Source organism: Burkholderia pseudomultivorans (assembly GCF_001718415.1).
Classification (GTDB): Bacteria; Pseudomonadota; Gammaproteobacteria; order Burkholderiales; family Burkholderiaceae; genus Burkholderia; species Burkholderia pseudomultivorans_A.
In genome coordinates, this window is sequence record NZ_CP013378.1 from 1,514,003 (window position 1) to 1,532,038 (window position 18,036).

The 18,036-nt window shown below is 62.4% G+C and carries 30 protein-coding genes; 28 read left to right on the forward strand and 2 right to left on the reverse strand.

Annotated elements, in window-relative coordinates; genetic code table 11:
- Nucleotide 1: 1 nt before the first annotated feature.
- From rplB to dsbD, 27 genes are all read left to right on the forward strand, one after another.
- Entirely contained in the window at nucleotides 2-829 is an 828-nt protein-coding gene (gene rplB, locus WS57_RS19295; RefSeq protein ID WP_009687195.1) for a 50S ribosomal protein L2, read from the forward strand.
- Nucleotides 830-839: 10 nt separating this feature from the next.
- Nucleotides 840-1,115 carry a 30S ribosomal protein S19 gene (gene rpsS / locus WS57_RS19300; protein ID WP_004199273.1) on the forward strand — a complete coding sequence of 92 codons (276 nt, stop codon included), beginning with the start codon at nucleotides 840-842 and terminating at the stop codon, nucleotides 1,113-1,115.
- A gap of 12 nt (nucleotides 1,116-1,127) precedes the next feature.
- On the forward strand, nucleotides 1,128-1,457 hold the full coding sequence (rplV, locus tag WS57_RS19305) for a 50S ribosomal protein L22 (RefSeq protein WP_004199272.1): 330 nt from the start codon (nucleotides 1,128-1,130) through the stop codon (nucleotides 1,455-1,457).
- Between the two features lie 11 nt (nucleotides 1,458-1,468).
- Entirely contained in the window at nucleotides 1,469-2,269 is an 801-nt protein-coding gene (rpsC, locus tag WS57_RS19310; RefSeq protein WP_009687196.1) for a 30S ribosomal protein S3, read from the forward strand.
- Between the two features lie 2 nt (nucleotides 2,270-2,271).
- Nucleotides 2,272-2,688, forward strand: coding sequence for a 50S ribosomal protein L16 (gene rplP, locus WS57_RS19315; RefSeq protein ID WP_006400653.1), 417 nt, complete (start codon nucleotides 2,272-2,274; stop codon nucleotides 2,686-2,688).
- 9 nt (nucleotides 2,689-2,697) lie between these two features.
- Nucleotides 2,698-2,892: a 50S ribosomal protein L29 gene (gene rpmC, locus WS57_RS19320; RefSeq protein ID WP_006400652.1), complete on the forward strand. Its 195-nt coding sequence runs from the start codon at nucleotides 2,698-2,700 to the stop codon at nucleotides 2,890-2,892.
- Nucleotides 2,889-3,161, forward strand: coding sequence for a 30S ribosomal protein S17 (gene rpsQ / locus WS57_RS19325; protein WP_009687197.1), 273 nt, complete (start codon nucleotides 2,889-2,891; stop codon nucleotides 3,159-3,161). Before rpmC ends, rpsQ begins: the two co-directional genes overlap by 4 nt.
- 309 nt (nucleotides 3,162-3,470) lie before the next feature.
- On the forward strand, nucleotides 3,471-3,839 hold the full coding sequence (gene rplN / locus WS57_RS19330) for a 50S ribosomal protein L14 (protein ID WP_004197951.1): 369 nt from the start codon (nucleotides 3,471-3,473) through the stop codon (nucleotides 3,837-3,839).
- Between the two features lie 9 nt (nucleotides 3,840-3,848).
- Nucleotides 3,849-4,157, forward strand: coding sequence for a 50S ribosomal protein L24 (gene rplX / locus WS57_RS19335; protein WP_006400650.1), 309 nt, complete (start codon nucleotides 3,849-3,851; stop codon nucleotides 4,155-4,157).
- Nucleotides 4,158-4,173: 16 nt separating this feature from the next.
- Nucleotides 4,174-4,713, forward strand: coding sequence for a 50S ribosomal protein L5 (rplE, locus tag WS57_RS19340; protein ID WP_009687198.1), 540 nt, complete (start codon nucleotides 4,174-4,176; stop codon nucleotides 4,711-4,713).
- 7 nt (nucleotides 4,714-4,720) lie between these two features.
- Nucleotides 4,721-5,026: a 30S ribosomal protein S14 gene (rpsN, locus tag WS57_RS19345; protein WP_006400648.1), complete on the forward strand. Its 306-nt coding sequence runs from the start codon at nucleotides 4,721-4,723 to the stop codon at nucleotides 5,024-5,026.
- A gap of 14 nt (nucleotides 5,027-5,040) precedes the next feature.
- On the forward strand, nucleotides 5,041-5,436 hold the full coding sequence (rpsH, locus tag WS57_RS19350; RefSeq protein WP_009687199.1) for a 30S ribosomal protein S8: 396 nt from the start codon (nucleotides 5,041-5,043) through the stop codon (nucleotides 5,434-5,436).
- Nucleotides 5,437-5,454: 18 nt separating this feature from the next.
- Complete coding sequence (gene rplF / locus WS57_RS19355; protein WP_009687200.1) at nucleotides 5,455-5,985, forward strand: 50S ribosomal protein L6; 531 nt, start codon at nucleotides 5,455-5,457, stop codon at nucleotides 5,983-5,985.
- Nucleotides 5,986-5,997: 12 nt separating this feature from the next.
- Complete coding sequence (gene rplR / locus WS57_RS19360; RefSeq protein ID WP_006400645.1) at nucleotides 5,998-6,363, forward strand: 50S ribosomal protein L18; 366 nt, start codon at nucleotides 5,998-6,000, stop codon at nucleotides 6,361-6,363.
- A 14-nt stretch (nucleotides 6,364-6,377) separates the two neighbouring features.
- Entirely contained in the window at nucleotides 6,378-6,896 is a 519-nt protein-coding gene (gene rpsE, locus WS57_RS19365) for a 30S ribosomal protein S5 (RefSeq protein ID WP_009687201.1), read from the forward strand.
- A gap of 15 nt (nucleotides 6,897-6,911) precedes the next feature.
- On the forward strand, nucleotides 6,912-7,094 hold the full coding sequence (gene rpmD / locus WS57_RS19370) for a 50S ribosomal protein L30 (RefSeq protein ID WP_006400644.1): 183 nt from the start codon (nucleotides 6,912-6,914) through the stop codon (nucleotides 7,092-7,094).
- A gap of 26 nt (nucleotides 7,095-7,120) precedes the next feature.
- Nucleotides 7,121-7,555 (forward strand): 50S ribosomal protein L15, encoded by a 435-nt coding sequence (gene rplO / locus WS57_RS19375; RefSeq protein ID WP_009687202.1) that lies wholly within the window; start codon nucleotides 7,121-7,123, stop codon nucleotides 7,553-7,555.
- Nucleotides 7,556-7,597: 42 nt separating this feature from the next.
- Nucleotides 7,598-8,947 carry a preprotein translocase subunit SecY gene (gene secY / locus WS57_RS19380; protein ID WP_006400642.1) on the forward strand — a complete coding sequence of 450 codons (1,350 nt, stop codon included), beginning with the start codon at nucleotides 7,598-7,600 and terminating at the stop codon, nucleotides 8,945-8,947.
- A gap of 9 nt (nucleotides 8,948-8,956) precedes the next feature.
- Entirely contained in the window at nucleotides 8,957-9,175 is a 219-nt protein-coding gene (infA, locus tag WS57_RS19385) for a translation initiation factor IF-1 (RefSeq protein ID WP_004521905.1), read from the forward strand.
- 20 nt (nucleotides 9,176-9,195) lie between these two features.
- Nucleotides 9,196-9,312 carry a 50S ribosomal protein L36 gene (gene rpmJ / locus WS57_RS19390; RefSeq protein WP_004199844.1) on the forward strand — a complete coding sequence of 39 codons (117 nt, stop codon included), beginning with the start codon at nucleotides 9,196-9,198 and terminating at the stop codon, nucleotides 9,310-9,312.
- Between the two features lie 38 nt (nucleotides 9,313-9,350).
- Nucleotides 9,351-9,716 (forward strand): 30S ribosomal protein S13, encoded by a 366-nt coding sequence (gene rpsM / locus WS57_RS19395; RefSeq protein ID WP_006400641.1) that lies wholly within the window; start codon nucleotides 9,351-9,353, stop codon nucleotides 9,714-9,716.
- A gap of 28 nt (nucleotides 9,717-9,744) precedes the next feature.
- Complete coding sequence (rpsK, locus tag WS57_RS19400) at nucleotides 9,745-10,146, forward strand: 30S ribosomal protein S11 (protein ID WP_004197937.1); 402 nt, start codon at nucleotides 9,745-9,747, stop codon at nucleotides 10,144-10,146.
- A 154-nt stretch (nucleotides 10,147-10,300) separates the two neighbouring features.
- On the forward strand, nucleotides 10,301-10,924 hold the full coding sequence (gene rpsD / locus WS57_RS19405; RefSeq protein ID WP_009687204.1) for a 30S ribosomal protein S4: 624 nt from the start codon (nucleotides 10,301-10,303) through the stop codon (nucleotides 10,922-10,924).
- A 124-nt stretch (nucleotides 10,925-11,048) separates the two neighbouring features.
- The gene (locus WS57_RS19410; protein WP_006765411.1) at nucleotides 11,049-12,026 is read left to right on the forward strand and encodes a DNA-directed RNA polymerase subunit alpha; all 978 of its coding nucleotides are present in this window, start codon (nucleotides 11,049-11,051) and stop codon (nucleotides 12,024-12,026) included.
- Between the two features lie 149 nt (nucleotides 12,027-12,175).
- The gene (gene rplQ / locus WS57_RS19415) at nucleotides 12,176-12,571 is read left to right on the forward strand and encodes a 50S ribosomal protein L17 (RefSeq protein WP_006400638.1); all 396 of its coding nucleotides are present in this window, start codon (nucleotides 12,176-12,178) and stop codon (nucleotides 12,569-12,571) included.
- A gap of 247 nt (nucleotides 12,572-12,818) precedes the next feature.
- Nucleotides 12,819-13,145 (forward strand): divalent-cation tolerance protein CutA, encoded by a 327-nt coding sequence (gene cutA / locus WS57_RS19420; protein ID WP_040126484.1) that lies wholly within the window; start codon nucleotides 12,819-12,821, stop codon nucleotides 13,143-13,145.
- A complete protein-coding gene (dsbD, locus tag WS57_RS19425; protein ID WP_059515380.1) occupies nucleotides 13,138-14,988 on the forward strand; it encodes a protein-disulfide reductase DsbD in 1,851 nt (616 codons plus the stop codon). The genes cutA and dsbD overlap by 8 nt, the downstream gene beginning before the upstream one ends.
- 144 nt (nucleotides 14,989-15,132) lie before the next feature.
- Here dsbD and hemB read toward each other — a convergent pair whose 3' ends face one another.
- Both hemB and yihA read right to left on the reverse strand, forming a co-directional pair.
- Nucleotides 15,133-16,131 carry a porphobilinogen synthase gene (hemB, locus tag WS57_RS19430; protein ID WP_009689118.1) on the reverse strand — a complete coding sequence of 333 codons (999 nt, stop codon included), beginning with the start codon at nucleotides 16,129-16,131 and terminating at the stop codon, nucleotides 15,133-15,135.
- Between the two features lie 252 nt (nucleotides 16,132-16,383).
- A complete protein-coding gene (gene yihA, locus WS57_RS19435; RefSeq protein WP_009689117.1) occupies nucleotides 16,384-17,043 on the reverse strand; it encodes a ribosome biogenesis GTP-binding protein YihA/YsxC in 660 nt (219 codons plus the stop codon).
- Nucleotides 17,044-17,258: 215 nt separating this feature from the next.
- Between yihA and WS57_RS19440 the strand changes: the two genes are divergently transcribed.
- Nucleotides 17,259-17,915, forward strand: a complete 657-nt coding sequence (locus WS57_RS19440; RefSeq protein WP_040126487.1) for a c-type cytochrome — start codon at nucleotides 17,259-17,261, stop codon at nucleotides 17,913-17,915.
- The last annotated feature ends 121 nt before the right edge of the window (nucleotides 17,916-18,036 follow it).

The following is an 18,036-nucleotide window of genomic DNA, read 5'->3' on the forward strand; positions in this document are numbered from 1 at the left end:
CATGGCAATCGTCAAAGTCAAGCCGACATCGCCGGGTCGCCGCGCGATGGTCAAGATCGTCAACAAGGACCTGCACAAGGGCAAGCCGCACGCTGCGCTGCTCGACACGCAGAGCTCCAAGGCCGGTCGCAACAACAACGGTCGCATCACGACGCGTCACCAGGGTGGTGGTCACAAGCAGCACTACCGCGTGATCGATTTCCGTCGCACGAAGGACGGCATCCCGGCGAAGGTCGAGCGTCTCGAGTACGACCCGAACCGCAGCGCGAACATCGCGCTGGTTCTGTACGCCGACGGCGAGCGCCGCTACATCATCGCGCCGAAGGGCGTGACGGTTGGCCAGCAGCTCATGTCGGGTTCGGAAGCGCCGATCCGCGCAGGCAACACGCTGCCGATCCGCAACATTCCGGTCGGTACGACGATCCACTGCATCGAGATGCTGCCGGGCAAGGGCGCGCAAATGGCGCGTTCGGCCGGTACGTCGGCCATGCTGCTCGCACGTGAAGGCGTGTACGCGCAGGTTCGTCTGCGCTCGGGCGAAATCCGCCGCGTGCATATCGAATGCCGTGCAACGATCGGTGAAGTCGGCAACGAAGAGCACAGCCTGCGCCAGATCGGCAAGGCCGGTGCGAATCGCTGGCGCGGTATCCGTCCGACGGTGCGTGGCGTGGCAATGAACCCGATCGACCACCCGCACGGTGGTGGTGAGGGCCGTACCGCAGCGGGCCGCGACCCGGTGAGCCCGTGGGGCACGCCGACGAAGGGCTTCCGTACGCGTCGCAACAAGCGCACGACGACGATGATCGTCCAGCGCCGTCACAAGCGTTAAGGAGTAGGCAATGGCACGTTCTGTTAAAAAAGGTCCGTTCTGCGACGCCCATTTGCTGAAGAAAGTTGAGGCGGCTGCAGCTTCGCGTGACAAGAAGCCGATCAAGACCTGGTCGCGTCGCTCGACGATCCTCCCGGATTTCATCGGTCTGACGATCGCCGTTCACAACGGCCGTCAACACGTTCCGGTGTACATCTCGGAAAACATGGTCGGCCACAAGCTTGGCGAGTTCGCACTGACCCGTACGTTCAAGGGTCACGCGGCCGACAAGAAGGCCAAGAAATAAGGGGCTATCAAGATGGAAGTGAAAGCAATTCATCGCGGTGCCCGCATCTCGGCGCAAAAGACGCGCCTTGTGGCTGACCAGATCCGCGGTTTGCCGGTCGACAAGGCGCTGAACGTTCTGACGTTCTCGCCGAAGAAGGCGGCTGGCATCGTGAAGAAGGTCGTGCTGTCGGCGATCGCGAATGCGGAGCACAACGAAGGCGCCGATATCGACGAGCTCAAGATCAAGAGCATCTACGTCGACAAGGCTGCATCGCTCAAGCGGTTCACCGCGCGCGCCAAGGGCCGCGGCAACCGCATTGAGAAGCAATCCTGTCACATCACTGTGACGGTCGGGAATTAAGGAGCCATACGATGGGACAGAAAATTCATCCGACTGGCTTCCGCCTGGCTGTCAGCCGCAATTGGGCTTCGCGCTGGTACGCGAACAACAACAATTTCGCGGCGATGCTGCAGGAAGACATCGGTGTTCGTGAGTACCTGAAGAAGAAGCTGAAGAACGCTTCGGTCGGTCGCGTCGTCATCGAGCGTCCGGCCAAGAATGCGCGCATCACGATTTTCAGCTCGCGTCCGGGCGTCGTCATCGGCAAGAAGGGTGAGGACATCGAACAGCTGAAGACGGAACTGCAACGCCGCATGGGCGTGCCGGTTCACGTCAACATCGAAGAGATCCGCAAGCCGGAAACCGATGCTCAGCTGATCGCCGACTCGATCACGCAACAGCTCGAGCGCCGGATCATGTTCCGTCGCGCGATGAAGCGTGCGATGCAGAACGCGATGCGTCTGGGTGCCCAGGGCATCAAGATCATGAGCGCGGGCCGTCTGAACGGTATCGAAATCGCGCGTACGGAGTGGTATCGCGAAGGTCGCGTGCCGCTTCACACGCTGCGTGCCGATATCGACTACGCGACCTCGGAAGCGAAGACGACCTACGGGATCATCGGCGTCAAGGTGTGGGTGTACAAGGGCGATACCCTTGGCCGCAACGACGCGCCGGTGGTGGAAGAAGTAGCCGAAGACAAGCGTCCGCGTCGCAATGCGCGTCCGGGCGACCGTCGTCCGCGCCGTGACGGCGAAGGCGGCGCTCCGGGTGCTCGTCGTGGCGCACCGCGCCGTGGCGCCGGCAAGCCGGAAGACGGCAAGACTGGAGAATAACGATGCTGCAACCGAAACGCAGGAAGTATCGCAAAGAGCAGAAGGGTCGTAACACCGGCAAGGCGACGCGCGGCAACGCCGTGTCGTTCGGTGAATTCGGCCTGAAGGCGATCGGTCGCGGTCGTTTGACCGCACGTCAGATTGAAGCGGCGCGTCGTGCCATGACGCGTCACATCAAGCGCGGCGGCCGCATCTGGATTCGCATTTTCCCGGACAAGCCGATTTCGCAGAAGCCGGCCGAAGTACGTATGGGTAACGGTAAGGGTAACCCGGAGTACTACGTGGCCGAGATTCAGCCGGGCAAGATGCTGTACGAAATGGACGGCGTATCCGAAGAACTGGCACGTGAAGCGTTCCGTCTGGCTGCAGCGAAGCTGCCGATCCAGACCACGTTCATCGTGCGCCAGCTCGGCGCCTAAGGAGAAAACATGAAGGCTTCCGAACTTCTCCAGAAAGACCAGGCCGCGCTCAATAAAGAGCTGGCGGACCTGCTGAAGGCGCAATTCGGCCTGCGCATGCAACTCGCGACCCAGCAGCTCACGAACACGAGCCAGCTGAAGAAGGTTCGTCGCGACATCGCACGTGTGCGGACCGTCATGACTCAGAAGGCGAACCAGAAATGAACGATAGCGTGAAAACCTCGCTGAAGCGGACGCTGGTCGGTCGGGTCGTCAGCAACAAGATGGACAAGACCGTCACCGTGCTGGTCGAGCACCGCGTCAAGCACCCGATCTACGGCAAGTATGTCGTGCGTTCGAAGAAGTACCACGCGCACGATGAAGCGAACACCTACAACGAAGGCGATCTCGTCGAAATCCAGGAAACCCGTCCTGTTTCGAAGACGAAGGCCTGGTCGGTGGCGCGTCTCGTCGAGGCAGCCCGCGTCATCTAAGCGGGCAGAGCAGTAGAAGTAACAGGCACTTCTCCACGAAGTGCTTGAAATCGCAAAGTTTTTGCTTGCGGGACCAGGATTATTTGTTATAATCCTGGTCTTCCCTCTTTATGGGAGCCCCGTCGCGGGCGAAGTTGGTGGGGGAAGCGGACAGGCGCCAGCCTGCTCCGAAAGATTCACCGAATTGCGATGGCGGGTTTCGTTTGCCGTCGCTGCTGTTCCAACCCAAGCAGCCGATTGGCTGACGGGACCAAGACTGACCGAATGCATCATGGTGGTGCATCCGGATTAAGTTGGGAAAGACAAACCATGATCCAGACCGAATCTCGGCTTGAAGTGGCCGACAACACGGGTGCGCGTGAAGTCATGTGCATCAAGGTGCTCGGCGGCTCGAAGCGTCGTTATGCCAGCATTGGCGACATCATCAAGGTGAGCGTCAAAGAGGCAACGCCGCGCGGGCGTGTGAAGAAAGGCGAAATCTACAACGCCGTGGTGGTCCGCACCGCCAAGGGCGTGCGCCGTCAAGACGGCTCGCTGATCAAGTTCGACGGCAACGCCGCTGTGCTTTTGAATAACAAGCTCGAGCCAATCGGCACCCGTATCTTCGGGCCGGTCACGCGTGAGCTGCGTAGCGAACGATTCATGAAGATCGTTTCGCTGGCGCCGGAAGTGCTGTAAGGAGTCGCGATGAACAAGATTCGCAAAGGTGACGAAGTCATCGTCATCGCAGGCAAGGACAAGGGCAAGCGCGGTGTCGTGCTGGCAGTCGCCGCCGACCGCGTGACGGTTGAAGGTATCAACCTCGTCAAGAAGCACGTCAAGCCGAACCCGATGAAGGGTACGACGGGTGGCGTGGAAGCGAAGACGATGCCCCTCCACATTTCGAACGTCGCAGTTGTCGACGCGAACGGCAAGGCGTCGCGTGTTGGCATCAAGGTCGAGGAAGGCAAGAAGGTTCGCTTCCTGAAGACGACCGGTGCTGTACTGAGCGCCTGACGCAGCGGAGTAAAAAATGGCTCGTTTTCAAGAGTTTTACAAAGAAAAGGTTGTGCCCGGTCTGATCGAGAAGTTCGGTTACAAGTCGATCATGGAAGTGCCGCGCCTCACCAAGATCACCCTGAACATGGGTCTTGGCGAAGCCGTCGCTGACAAGAAGGTGATCGAGCACGCCGTCGGCGATCTGGCGAAGATCGCAGGTCAGAAGCCGGTCGTGACGAAGGCCCGCAAGGCAATCGCAGGCTTCAAGATTCGCGAAGGCTACCCGGTCGGTGCGATGGTGACGCTGCGTGGCCAGGCGATGTACGAATTCCTCGACCGTTTCGTGACGGTTGCGCTGCCCCGCGTGCGCGACTTCCGCGGCGTGTCGGGTCGTGCGTTCGATGGCCGTGGCAACTACAACATCGGTGTGAAAGAGCAGATCATTTTCCCCGAAATCGATTACGACAAGATCGACGCGCTGCGTGGGCTGAACATCAGCATCACGACGACCGCGAAGACCGACGACGAAGCAAAGGCACTGCTCGCCAGCTTCAAGTTCCCGTTCAGAAACTGAGGTTACCGTGGCTAAACTGGCACTGATCGAACGTGAAAAGAAGCGCGCCCGCCTGGTCGCGAAGTTCGCAGCAAAGCGCGAAGCGCTGAAGGCGATCATCGAAGACCAAAGCAAGTCGGAAGAAGAGCGCTACGAAGCACGCCTGGAGCTGCAGCAACTGCCCCGCAACGCAAACCCGACCCGCCAGCGCAACCGCTGCGCGATCACGGGCCGCCCGCGTGGCACGTTCCGCAAATTCGGCCTCGCGCGCAACAAGATTCGTGAAATCGCATTCCGTGGCGAGATTCCTGGCCTGACCAAGGCGAGCTGGTAATAGGAGAAACGTAAATGAGCATGAGTGATCCTATCGCCGATATGCTGACTCGCATCCGCAACGCGCAGATGGTCGAGAAGGTATCGGTCGCGATGCCCTCGTCGAAGGTCAAGGTTGCAATCGCACAAGTCCTGAAGGACGAAGGTTATATCGACGACTTCGCGGTGAAGAGCGAAGGCGCGAAGGCAGAGCTGAACATCGCGCTGAAGTACTACGCCGGCCGTCCGGTCATCGAACGCCTCGAGCGCGTGTCGAAGCCGGGCCTGCGCGTGTACCGCGGCCGCAACGACATTCCGCAGGTCATGAACGGCCTCGGTGTGGCAATCGTGTCGACGCCGAAGGGCGTGATGACCGACCGCAAGGCGCGCGCTACGGGCGTCGGCGGCGAAGTCATCTGCTACGTCGCTTAACCGAAAGGAGAGAGAAACATGTCTCGAGTAGGTAAGAGCCCGATCGCGCTGCAAGGCGCGGAAGTCAAGCTGGCCGACGGTACGATTACCGTCAAGGGCCCGCTGGGCACGATCACGCAAGCGGTCAACCCGCTCGTGAAGGTGGCGAACAACGACGGCACGCTGAATCTGTCGCCGGCGGACGAAAGCCGCGAAGCAAATGCAATGTCGGGCACGATGCGCGCGATCATCGCGAATGCCGTGCACGGCGTGACCAAGGGTTTCGAGCGCAAGCTGACGCTGGTTGGCGTCGGTTATCGTGCGCAAGCGCAAGGCGACAAGCTGAACCTGTCGCTGGGTTTCTCGCACCCGGTGGTGCACCAGATGCCGGAAGGCGTCAAGGCAGAAACCCCGACGCAAACCGAAATCGTGATCAAGGGGATCAACAAGCAACAAGTCGGTCAAGTGGCTGCGGAAGTCCGCGGTTACCGTCCGCCGGAGCCGTACAAGGGCAAGGGCGTGCGCTATTCCGACGAGGTTGTGATCCTCAAAGAAACGAAGAAGAAGTAAGGGTGCGCAATCATGGATAAGACTCAATCTCGCCTGCGCCGCGCTCGCCAGACGCGTATCAAGATCGCCGAACTGCAGGTCGCGCGTCTCGCCGTGCATCGCACGAACACGCACATCTACGCTCAAGTGTTTTCGCCGTGCGGCACCAAGGTGCTGGCAAGCGCGTCGACGCTGGAAGCCGAAGTGCGTGCAGAGCTCGCAGACAAGTCGGGCAAGGGTGGCAACGTCGCCGCCGCGACGCTGATCGGCAAGCGTATTGCCGAGAAGGCCAAGGCCGCCGGCATCGAATCCGTCGCCTTCGACCGCTCGGGCTTCCGCTACCACGGCCGCGTGAAGGCGCTGGCTGAGGCAGCTCGTGAAGCTGGGCTCAAGTTCTAAGGAAGGAATTCGTCATGGCAAAGATGCAAGCGAAAGTTCAGGCTGACGAGCGCGACGACGGCCTTCGCGAAAAGATGATTTCGGTCAACCGCGTGACCAAGGTCGTGAAGGGTGGCCGTATTCTCGGCTTCGCCGCACTGACCGTGGTCGGCGACGGTGATGGCCGCGTCGGTATGGGCAAGGGCAAGGCGAAGGAAGTGCCGGTCGCTGTCCAGAAGGCAATGGAACAAGCACGCCGCAACATGTTCAAGGTGCCGCTGAAGAACGGCACGCTGCAGCACGAAGTGCACGGCAAGCACGGCGCATCGTCGGTCCTCCTCGCTCCGGCGAAGGACGGTACGGGCGTGATCGCCGGCGGCCCGATGCGCGCAGTGTTCGACGTGATGGGCGTTCAGAACGTCGTGGCGAAGAGCCACGGTTCGACGAACCCGTACAACCTCGTCCGTGCGACGCTGGACGGCCTGCGCAAGCAGTCCACCCCGGCAGACATCGCGGCGAAGCGCGGCAAGTCCGTCGAAGAAATTTTGGGCTAAGCCCGGGTGGTCACCATGTCTGAAAAAACTGTCAAGGTTCAGCTCGTGAAGAGCCTGATCGGGACCCGCGAATCGCACCGCGCGACCGTGCGTGGCCTGGGCCTGCGCCGACTCAACTCGGTCAGCGAGCTGCAGGACACGCCGGCGGTCCGCGGCATGATCAACAAGGTCTCGTACCTCGTTAAGGTCATCGCGTAAGCGGCCCTACGGATCAAGGAGTTGATATGGAATTGAATAACCTGAAGCCGGCAGAAGGCGCGAAGCACGCCAAGCGTCGCGTCGGCCGTGGCATCGGTTCGGGCCTCGGCAAGACGGCTGGCCGTGGTCACAAGGGTCAGAAATCGCGTTCGGGCGGCTTTCACAAGGTCGGCTTCGAAGGCGGTCAGATGCCGCTGCAACGTCGTCTGCCGAAGCGCGGCTTCACGTCGCTGACGAAGGAATTCGTCGGTGAAGTGCGCCTGGGCGACCTCGAGAAGCTGCCTGTCGATGAAATCGATCTGCTCGCACTGAAGCAAGCCGGCCTGGTCGGCGAGCTGACGAAGAGCGCAAAGATCATCGCCACGGGCGAACTGAAGCGCAAGATCGTCGTGAAGGGTCTCGGCGCCACCAAGGGTGCGCGCGCTGCGATCGAAGCGGCTGGCGGTTCGTTCGCCGAGTGACACGCGTAGCGCGTCGTCACTTGCATTCATCGGAGAAGGTACTTGGCTAACAGCCCGAGTCTTGCAAAACCCGGTCGAAGCACGGCGAAATTCGGCGATCTGCGCCGGCGAGCGATGTTCCTGCTCCTGGCGCTGATCGTCTATCGCATCGGCGCGCACATCCCCGTGCCGGGCATCGATCCGGATCAACTGGCTAAGCTGTTCCAGAGCCAGGCGGGCGGCATCCTGGGCATGTTCAACATGTTCTCGGGTGGCGCACTGTCCCGCTTCACGATCTTCGCGCTGGGGATCATGCCGTACATCTCGGCGTCGATCATCATGCAGCTGCTGGCGATCGTATCGCCGCAGCTGGAAGCGCTGAAGAAGGAAGGGCAGGCAGGGCAGCGGAAGATCACGCAGTACACGCGGTATTTCACCGTGGTGCTCGCGACCTTCCAGGCATTCGGTATCGCGGCCGCGCTGGAAAACCAGCCTGGTCTCGTGATCGATCCCGGCATGCTGTTCCGGCTGACGACGGTCGTGACGCTGGTCACCGGCACGATGTTCCTGATGTGGCTCGGCGAGCAGATCACCGAGCGGGGTCTGGGCAACGGTATCTCGATCATCATCTTCGGCGGGATCGCAGCAGGGTTCCCGAATGCCGTCGGTGGGTTGTTCGAGCTGGTGCGTACGGGTTCGATGAGCATCATTTCGGCGATCATCATCGTCGTTCTGATTGCCGCGGTGACTTACCTGGTCGTGTTCATCGAACGCGGTCAGCGCAAGATCCTCGTGAACTACGCGAAACGCCAGGTCGGCAACAAGATCTACGGCGGGCAGTCTTCCCACCTGCCGCTGAAGCTGAACATGTCGGGCGTGATTCCGCCGATCTTCGCATCGTCGATCATCCTGTTCCCGGCAACGATCCTCGGCTGGTTCAGCACGGGTCAGCCGTCGGGAAGCTGGATCTCCAACACGTTGCATAACGTCGCGGAGGCGCTGAAGCCGGGCCAGCCGGTCTATGTGCTGCTGTACACGCTGGCAATCGTGTTTTTCTGCTTCTTCTACACCGCACTGGTGTTCAACAGCAGGGAAACTGCGGACAACCTGAAGAAGAGCGGCGCGTTTGTTCCGGGCATCCGTCCGGGCGATCAGACCGCACGATATATCGACCGCATCCTCACGCGTCTGACGCTGGCCGGTGCGATCTACATCGTCTTCGTGTGTCTGCTGCCGGAATTCCTGGTGCTGCGCTGGAACGTGCCGTTTTATTTTGGTGGAACGTCGCTGCTGATCATTGTCGTCGTCACGATGGACTTCATGGCGCAGGTGCAGTCGTACGTTATGTCGCAACAGTATGAGTCGCTGCTCAAGAAGGCCAACTTCAAGGGCGGCAACATCCCAATGCGTTAAAAAGGACTTATGGCCAAGGACGATGTAATCCAGATGCAGGGCGAGGTGATCGAAAACCTCCCGAATGCGACCTTCCGCGTGAAGCTGGAAAACGGCCATGTCGTGTTGGGGCATATCTCCGGAAAGATGCGGATGCACTACATCCGCATTCTCCCGGGCGACAAGGTGACGGTTGAATTGACGCCTTACGATCTGTCTCGTGCGCGGATCGTGTTCCGGGCGAAGTGATTTGAAAAAAGGGTATTATCATGAAAGTGATGGCATCGGTTAAGCGCATTTGCCGCAATTGCAAGATCATCAAGCGCAAAGGCGTCGTTCGCGTGATCTGCAGCTCGGATCCGCGCCACAAGCAGCGCCAAGGCTGACCGCGCGTTTGTTTGCGCTTTTTGTTTGAGGAAAAACAATGGCTCGTATCGCAGGGGTTAACATCCCGAATCACCAGCATACCGAGATCGGCCTGACGGCTATCTTCGGTATCGGCCGCACCCGTTCGCGCAGCATCTGCGTGGCAGCTGGCGTCGATTTTTCGAAGAAGGTCAAGGATCTGACCGACGCAGACCTGGAAAAGCTGCGTGAAGAAGTGGGCAAGTTTGTCGTCGAAGGCGATCTGCGCCGTGAAGTGACGATGAACATCAAGCGCCTGATGGACCTCGGTTGCTACCGCGGCGTTCGTCATCGCAAGGGCCTGCCGATGCGCGGTCAGCGTACGCGTACGAACGCACGTACTCGCAAGGGTCCGCGTCGTGCAGCGCAAGCGCTGAAGAAGTAAGCGGAACTGACAGTTACAGGAAAACGTAATGGCTAAGGCTTCGAACACCGCGGCGCAACGCGTTCGCAAGAAGGTTAAGAAGAACGTCGCTGAAGGCGTGGTTCACGTTCACGCGTCGTTCAACAACACGATCATCACGATCACCGATCGCCAAGGCAACGCACTGGCATGGGCGACGTCGGGCGGCCAGGGCTTCAAGGGCTCGCGCAAATCGACGCCGTTCGCTGCTCAGGTTGCTGCCGAGTCGGCTGGCCGCGTCGCGATGGAATACGGCGTGAAGAATCTGGAAGTGCGGATCAAGGGCCCGGGCCCGGGTCGCGAGTCGGCAGTGCGCGCACTGCACGGCCTCGGCATCAAGATCACCGCGATTTCGGACGTCACCCCGATTCCGCACAACGGCTGCCGTCCGCCGAAGCGTCGTCGTATCTGAGGATGTGCTGGCACGTTCGTGCTGGCACATTGCCTGTCGCCGCGCAGCGTCGACGGGCGTTGCTTTTTTGATTGACTAAGCCCACCGTTCGCCCCAAAGGGCGCGAACTAGCGCGGATCCCGATCCGCGTGACTGATTGATAAAGGAATGCAACGTGGCACGTTATATCGGCCCCAAGGCCAAGCTGTCCCGCCGTGAAGGCACCGACCTGTTCCTGAAGAGCGCACGCCGCTCGCTCGCCGACAAGTGCAAGCTCGACAGCAAGCCGGGCCAGCACGGCCGTACCTCGGGCGCACGTACGTCCGACTACGGTACGCAGCTTCGTGAAAAGCAAAAGGTCAAGCGCATCTACGGTGTGCTGGAGCGTCAGTTCCGCCGCTACTTCGCTGAAGCCGACCGCCGCAAGGGCAACACGGGTGAAAACCTGCTGCAACTGCTCGAGTCGCGCCTCGACAACGTCGTGTATCGCATGGGCTTCGGCTCGACCCGCGCTGAAGCGCGTCAGCTCGTCAGCCACAAGTCGATCACGGTGAACGGCATCGTCGCGAACGTGCCGTCGCAGCAAGTGAAGGCAGGCGACGTGATTGCGATCCGCGAAAAGGCGAAGAAGCAGGCGCGTATCGTCGAAGCGCTGTCGCTGGCCGAGCAAGGCGGCATGCCGAGCTGGGTTGCAGTCGATGCGAAGAAGTTCGAAGGTACGTTCAAGCAAGTGCCGGAACGCGCCGACATCGCCGGCGACATCAACGAAAGCCTGATCGTCGAATTGTATTCGCGTTAATCCGATTGACGGCCGAGGTACCCCGATTGCGTGCAGCAAGGGGTGACCTCGGCTGTTTATTTTCAGGGTGTTACCGGTCAGCCTTATCGGTGTAACGAGCCGAGGGTATTGAAAAGGAAAACCTATGCAAACCAGTTTGTTGAAACCCAAGATCATCGCCGTGGAATCGCTGGGCGAGAACCATGCGAAGGTGGTCATGGAGCCGTTCGAGCGTGGCTACGGCCATACCTTGGGCAATGCGCTCCGCCGCGTGCTGCTGTCGTCGATGGTTGGCTACGCGCCGACCGAAGTCACGATCGCGGGCGTGGTGCACGAGTATTCGACGCTTGATGGTGTGCAAGAGGACGTCGTCAACCTGCTGCTGAACCTGAAGGGCGTGGTGTTCAAGCTGCATAACCGCGACGAAGTGACGGTGACCCTGCGCAAGGAAGGTGAAGGCGTCGTCACGGCCGGCGATATCGAGCTGGCTCACGATTGCGAAGTCATCAACCCGAATCACGTGATCGCGCATCTGTCGAAGGGCGGCAAGCTCGACGTTCAGATCAAGATCGAGAAGGGCCGCGGCTATGTGCCGGGCAACGTGCGCCGCTATGGCGAAGACACGGCCAAGATCATCGGCCGCATCGTGCTGGACGCATCGTTCTCGCCGGTTCGCCGCGTGAGCTACGCAGTCGAAAGCGCACGTGTCGAGCAGCGTACCGACCTCGACAAGCTCGTGATGAACATCGAGACGAGCGGCGTGATCACGCCGGAAGAAGCGATCCGTCAATCGGCCCGCATCCTGGTCGACCAGCTGTCCGTGTTCGCGGCGCTGGAAGGCACGGAAACGGCTGCCGAGGCACCGTCGCGCGCACCGCAGATCGATCCGATCCTGCTGCGTCCGGTGGACGATCTCGAGCTGACGGTCCGTTCGGCGAACTGCCTGAAGGCCGAGAACATTTACTACATCGGCGACCTGATCCAGCGCACGGAAAACGAGCTGCTGAAGACGCCGAACCTCGGTCGCAAGTCGCTCAACGAGATCAAGGAAGTCCTCGCTTCGCGCGGTCTCACGCTGGGCATGAAGCTCGAGAACTGGCCGCCGGCCGGTCTCGACAAGTAAGCCCGCCTGTCGTCAGGTTGTAGCTGAAGTTGGCAAAGATGCGGATTTTCCTTTAAAATCCGCATCTTGCTTTTTTTCGTTACCGGCCCGTGCACCCCTTCGGGTGCGATAGAAGAGCTGGATCAAAACTTTGAATCAAGGAAACTGAAATGCGCCATCGTCATGGTCTGCGGAAACTGAACCGCACGAGCAGCCACCGTCTGGCTATGCTCCGTAACATGTCCAACTCGCTGATCGAGCACGAAGTCATCAAGACGACGCTGCCGAAGGCGAAGGAACTCCGTAAGGTCGTCGAGCCGCTGATCACGCTCGGCAAGAAGCCGTCGCTCGCAAACCGTCGTCTGGCGTTCAACCGCCTGCGCGATCGTGATTCGGTGGCGAAGCTGTTCGACGTGCTCGGTCCGCGTTTCGCGAACCGTCCGGGCGGCTACCTGCGCATCCTGAAGTTCGGCTTCCGCGTCGGCGATAACGCACCGATGGCACTGGTCGAGCTGCTGGATCGTCCGGAAGTCGACGAAACGGAAAACGTGCAAGAAGCCGAATAAGCTTTGCGCATGGGGCAGTAACCGGAAAGGGCTGAGCGATTGCTTGGCCCTTTTTGTTTTTGCGGCGGGCACGGACTGCGATCGATTGTCGCAGGTGGTCGCCGGCAGCCCCGCGCGGGCTGCGATACGATACGGGGCGACCAGCGTGGGCGACCGGCGTGGGCGACAAGCATGGGCGACCAGCATGGACCGTCCGCACGGTCGAGCCGTGCCGGCGCACGGTCGGGCAACGAACAGGAGGGCGCGTATGGTGGTGGTGCTGATGCTGACGACGGTGCCTGATGCGGCGACGGCCGCGGCGCTCGCCGACGGCGCGCTCGATGCGCGGCTCGCCGCGTGCGTGTCGGAACTCGGCGCGATCAAGTCGCGCTATCACTGGCAGGGCAAGGTCGAGACGGCCGACGAGATCCAGTTGCTGTTCAAGACGAGCGCCGTGCGGGCGCTCGAACTGGAGCGATTTATTCTCGCGCATCATCCGTACGAGACGCCCGAAATCGTGTCGTGGCAGGCGACGGCGTCGCCGGCATACGGCCAGTGGGTGACCAGCGAAACTCAACGTCTATTTCATGTTTAACGGTATGGCGCTTCCCGTGCGCGTGCGCGCGCTGCGGTTCCTTGCAGTCCTGTTGTCGTTCGTGCTCGTGCTCGGCGGCATGTCGATCGCGCGCGCGGCCGACGATTTCCTCGATCCGTCGGTCGCGTTCAAGTTCAGCGCGAGCGAGTCGCCCGGGCAGGTCGATGTCCGCTTCAAGGTCGCGGACGGCTATTACCTGTACCGCGAGCGTTTCGCGTTCGCCGTGAAGAGCGGGCAGGCGACGCTCGGCGAGCCGCAGCTGCCGGCCGGCCACGTGAAGTTCGACCAGACCTTCCAGAAGAACGTCGAGACCTATCGCGGCGACCTCGTGATCCATGTGCCCGTCAAGCAGGCGGCGGGGCCGTTCGAACTCGCGGTGACGTCGCAGGGATGCGCGGACGAAGGCATCTGCTATCCGCCCGCCGAGCACGTCGTGAAGGTCGACGGCGCCGCGCTGGGCGCAACGGCCGCGGCGCCCGGCGACACGGCGGCCGGCGGCAGCTGGTTCGACAAGGTCACGAGCGCCGATTTCGCGCAGTCGCTGCTCGAAGGGCACGGCTTCTTCACGATCGTCGCGCTGTATTTCGTCGCGGGCGTCGTGCTGAGCCTGCTGCCCTGTTCGTATCCGATGATTCCGATCGTGTCCGCGATCATCGTCGGCCAGGGCACGCGCGTGACGCATGCGCGCGGCTTCGCGCTGTCGCTGACCTACGTGATCGGGATGGCGCTCGTCTATACGGTGCTCGGCGTGGCCGCGGCGCTGGTCGGCCAGAGCCTCGGCGCATGGCTGCAGAACCCGTGGGTGCTCGGCGCATTCGGCGTGCTGCTCGCAGTGTTCGCGGTGTTGCTGATCTCGGGCAGGGACATCGCGTTGCCGCAGCGCTGGCAGAACGGCGCGGCCGAGGCATCGAGCGCGCGTCAGGGCGGCCATTTTGCGGCGGTCGCGGCGATGGGCGCGCTGTCGGCGCTGGTGGTCGGCGCCTGCATGACGGCGCCGCTGTTCGCGGTGCTCGCGTTCATCGCGCACACCGGCAACGCGCTGCTCGGCGGCGCGGCGTTGTTCGCGATGGGGCTCGGCCTCGGCGTGCCGCTGCTGGTGGTCGGCGTCGGCGCGGGCACGCTGCTGCCGCGCGCGGGCACGTGGATGGACGGCGTGAAGGTGTTCTTCGGCATCGTGCTGCTGGCCGCCGCGCTGTGGATCGTGTGGCCGGTGCTCGGCGGCGCGGCGAAGATGGTGCTGGCCGCGTTGTGGCTGCTCGTCGCCGCCGCGGCGCTCGGACTGTTTACCCCCAATGCCGGCGCCGCGACGATCTGGCGCCGCCTCGGCCGCGGTCTCGGCGCAGCGCTGGCGATCTGGGCCGCGACGCTGCTGGTCGGGCTGGCTGCAGGCTCGACCGATCCGGTCAAGCCGCTGGCGGTGCTGGCGTCGCGCACGGTGGCGTCCGGCGGCGACGCGTCCGCTGCCGCGGGCGCCTCGCAAGACGGGCCCGCGTTTGCGGCGGTGCGCTCGAGCGCCGAACTCGATGCGCTGCTGAAGACCTCGCCGCAGCCCGTGATGCTCGACTTCTATGCGGACTGGTGCGTGAGCTGCAAGGAGATGGAGCATCTGACGTTCACCGATTCGCGCGTCCGGGCGCGGCTCGCGCAACTGCACCTCGTGCGCGCGGACGTCACCGCGAACAACGCGGACGACCAGGCGCTGCTCAAGCGTTTCGGCCTGTTCGGGCCGCCGGGCATCATCTTCTTCGATCGCAACGGCAAGGAGATTGCGCGCGTGGTCGGCTACCAGGCCGCGGAGACGTTCCTGCGCAGCCTCGATCGCGCGGCCGCGCCGACGGTGTAACCGCGTTGCCGGCAGCGCGGCGCTGCCGATCCGAATCGGCGCCGGACGGCGCAAGCCCGCGCGGGAAGTTCATGAGGCAACAAAAAACGGCGGAACACCGAAGTGTTCCGCCGTTTTCTTTCGGGCGACCTGCCGCCGCGCAGCTCAGCGCTGCGCTTTCAGCAGGCGCGCCGCGTCGAGCGCGAAATAGGTGAGCACGCCGTCGGCGCCCGCGCGCTTGAACGCGAGCAGCGATTCGAGCACGACCTTGTCGTGGTCGAGCCAGCCGTTCATCGCGGCGGCCTTCAGCATCGCGTATTCGCCGCTGACCTGGTACACGTAGGTCGGGAAGCGGAATTCGTCCTTCACGCGGCGCACGATGTCGAGATACGGCATGCCGGGCTTGACCATCACCATGTCGGCGCCTTCCTCGATGTCGAGACGCACTTCGCGCAGCGCTTCGTCGCTGTTCGCCGGATCCATCTGGTAGGTCATCTTGTTGCCCTTGCCCAGGTTGGATGCGGAGCCGACCGCGTCGCGGAACGGACCGTAGAACGCCGACGCGTATTTCGCCGCATACGCCATGATGCGCGTATGAATATGGCCGTCGCTTTCGAGCATCTCGCGAATCGCGCCGATGCGGCCGTCCATCATGTCCGACGGCGCGACGATGTCGACGCCGGCTTCGGCCTGCGCGCGGGCCTGGTCGATCAGGATCTCGATCGTGTCGTCGTTGATCACGTAGCCGTTTTCGTCGAGCACGCCGTCCTGGCCGTGGCTCGTGTACGGATCGAGCGCGACGTCGGTCAGCACGCCGAGTTCGGGGAAGCGCTTCTTCAGCTCGCGCACCGCGCGCGGGATCAGCCCTTCCGGGTTGGCCGCCTCGCGGCCGTCCGGCGTTTTCAGCGCGGGCTCGATGGCGGGGAACAGCGACAGCACCGGCACGCCGAGTTCGACGCACTGCTCGGCGACCTGCATCAGCAGGTCGACCGACACGCGCTCGACGCCGGGCATCGACGGTACCGGCTGCCGTTCGTTGGTGCCCTCGACGACGAACACCGGATAGATCAGGTCGTCGGTGGTCAGGCGGTTTTCGCGCATCAGGCGGCGGGAGAAGTCGTCGCGGCGCATCCGGCGCGGACGATGAAGCGGATGAAAGCTCATGGCGGATCGGGAAGAAATCAGGGCAATAAGGACCTTACGGAACCCTTAGGTCATTTTCGGGAGCGTTGGTATATGATAGCGATCGAGCGCCACGCGTTGCGTGATGCTCCCCGCTTCTCCTCCCTGAGCGGGTGCCTGTCGTTATTCGATTAGGCTGTTTGACCCGCCGTTCAACGGCGGGTTTTTTTATGAGCCGGCCGAATCGCAGGCGCCGTCAGGTGCGCACAGCCGCTGCGGCCGCGCGTTGCCCGATCATTGTGCTACAGGCTCGCTTTTTTCGTCGGCGACGGACGGCCGCACCCAGCTCTCGATCAGCGCATGGGCCTCGTCGAGCCCGGTGCGCTTCAGCGCCGAGAACAGCTGGACCGTCAGCTTGCCGGTCACGCCCTGGTCGCGATACGCATCGAGCCCCTTTTGCGTGGTGCGCAACGCATTGATGCTTTCCTGCCGCGTCAATTTGTCGCACTTGGTCAGCAGCGTATGGATCGGCTTGCCGGTCGGCGCGAACCACTCGATCATCCGGCGATCGAGATCGGTCAGCGGGCGGCGCGAATCCATCATCAGGATCAGGCCGCAAAGCTGCGAGCGGGTTGCGAGATAGGACGACAGCAGCATTTCCCAGTGCGCCTTCGCGGCGCCCGGCACTTCCGCGTAGCCGTAGCCGGGCAGGTCGACGAGGTTCGCGACGGGCTCGGCGGCCGGGCCGACGGAGAAGTAGTTGATGTGCTGCGTGCGGCCGGGCGTCTTCGATGCGAACGCCAGCCGCTTCTGGTTGCACAGCACGTTGATCGCCGTCGACTTGCCGGCGTTCGAACGGCCCGCGAACGCGATTTCCGGTTGCACCGTGGGCGGCAGGTCGCGCAGGTGATTGACGGTCGTGTAGAAGCGGGCTTGATGGAGCAGAAAGGCCATGGGAACCGGACGGACGGGCGGCGCGAGCCGCTTGGTGGAGGCGGGGTAGCCCCGATAGGCGCAGGGGCTTTCAGCGCGATATTGTACAATACGGCGGTTTTACCGAAGCCCTCCGGGGCGCCGGTCGCGCGCTTTTATGCAGCTTCTGCGGTAGACTGAACGCCGTCGTTTTTTGCAGAACCTCAAATTCCCACAAGACGAAACAGGGTGTGCGAATGAATCGACTGTGCAAGTCTCTGATGGTGCTTCAGGTTGCAGCAGGGTTCGTAGGTTTCGTAGCAGAGGCAAACGCGGCGGATGCGGCCAAGAAGCCGGATCTGGACCGCGGCAAGGCGATTGCCGGGCAGGTGTGCGCGTCGTGTCACGGCGCCGACGGCAACAGCGCGTCGGGCAGTTTTCCGAAGCTCGCCGGCCAGCATCCCGAATATCTGGTCAAGCAGTTGAACGACTTCAAGGCGCAGCCGGGCGCGAAGGGGCCGGCGCGCAACAACGCGGTGATGGTCGGATTCGCGAGCGCGCTGAGCGCGGACGACATGCGCAACGTCGCCGCGTACTACGGGTCGCAGACGGCGAAGCCCGGCACCGCGCGCGACGCGGCGACCGTGCCGATCGGCCAGAAGATCTACCGCGGCGGCATCGCGGACAAGGGCGTGCCCGCCTGCGCCAGCTGCCACGGCCCGACGGGGCAGGGGATTCCCGTCCAGTATCCGCGTCTGTCGGGGCAGTGGGCCGACTATACGGTCGCCCAGCTGACGGCGTTCCAGCAGGGCGTCGGCGCGAGGAACAACAACGAGGCGATGCATCAGATCGCCTCGCGTCTGTCGGACAGCGAAATCAAGGCCGTCGCGGATTACATCGCCGGCCTGCATTGAGCGGTCCGTTGCGAACGGAATGACCGGGCGCCGTCACGGCGGCCGGAGTCAGAACAAGAAAAGGGTGGGGCGCCGCGCCGTTGCGGCCGCCTTGCCCTTTTTTGTTGTCAGTCGGAGTTTG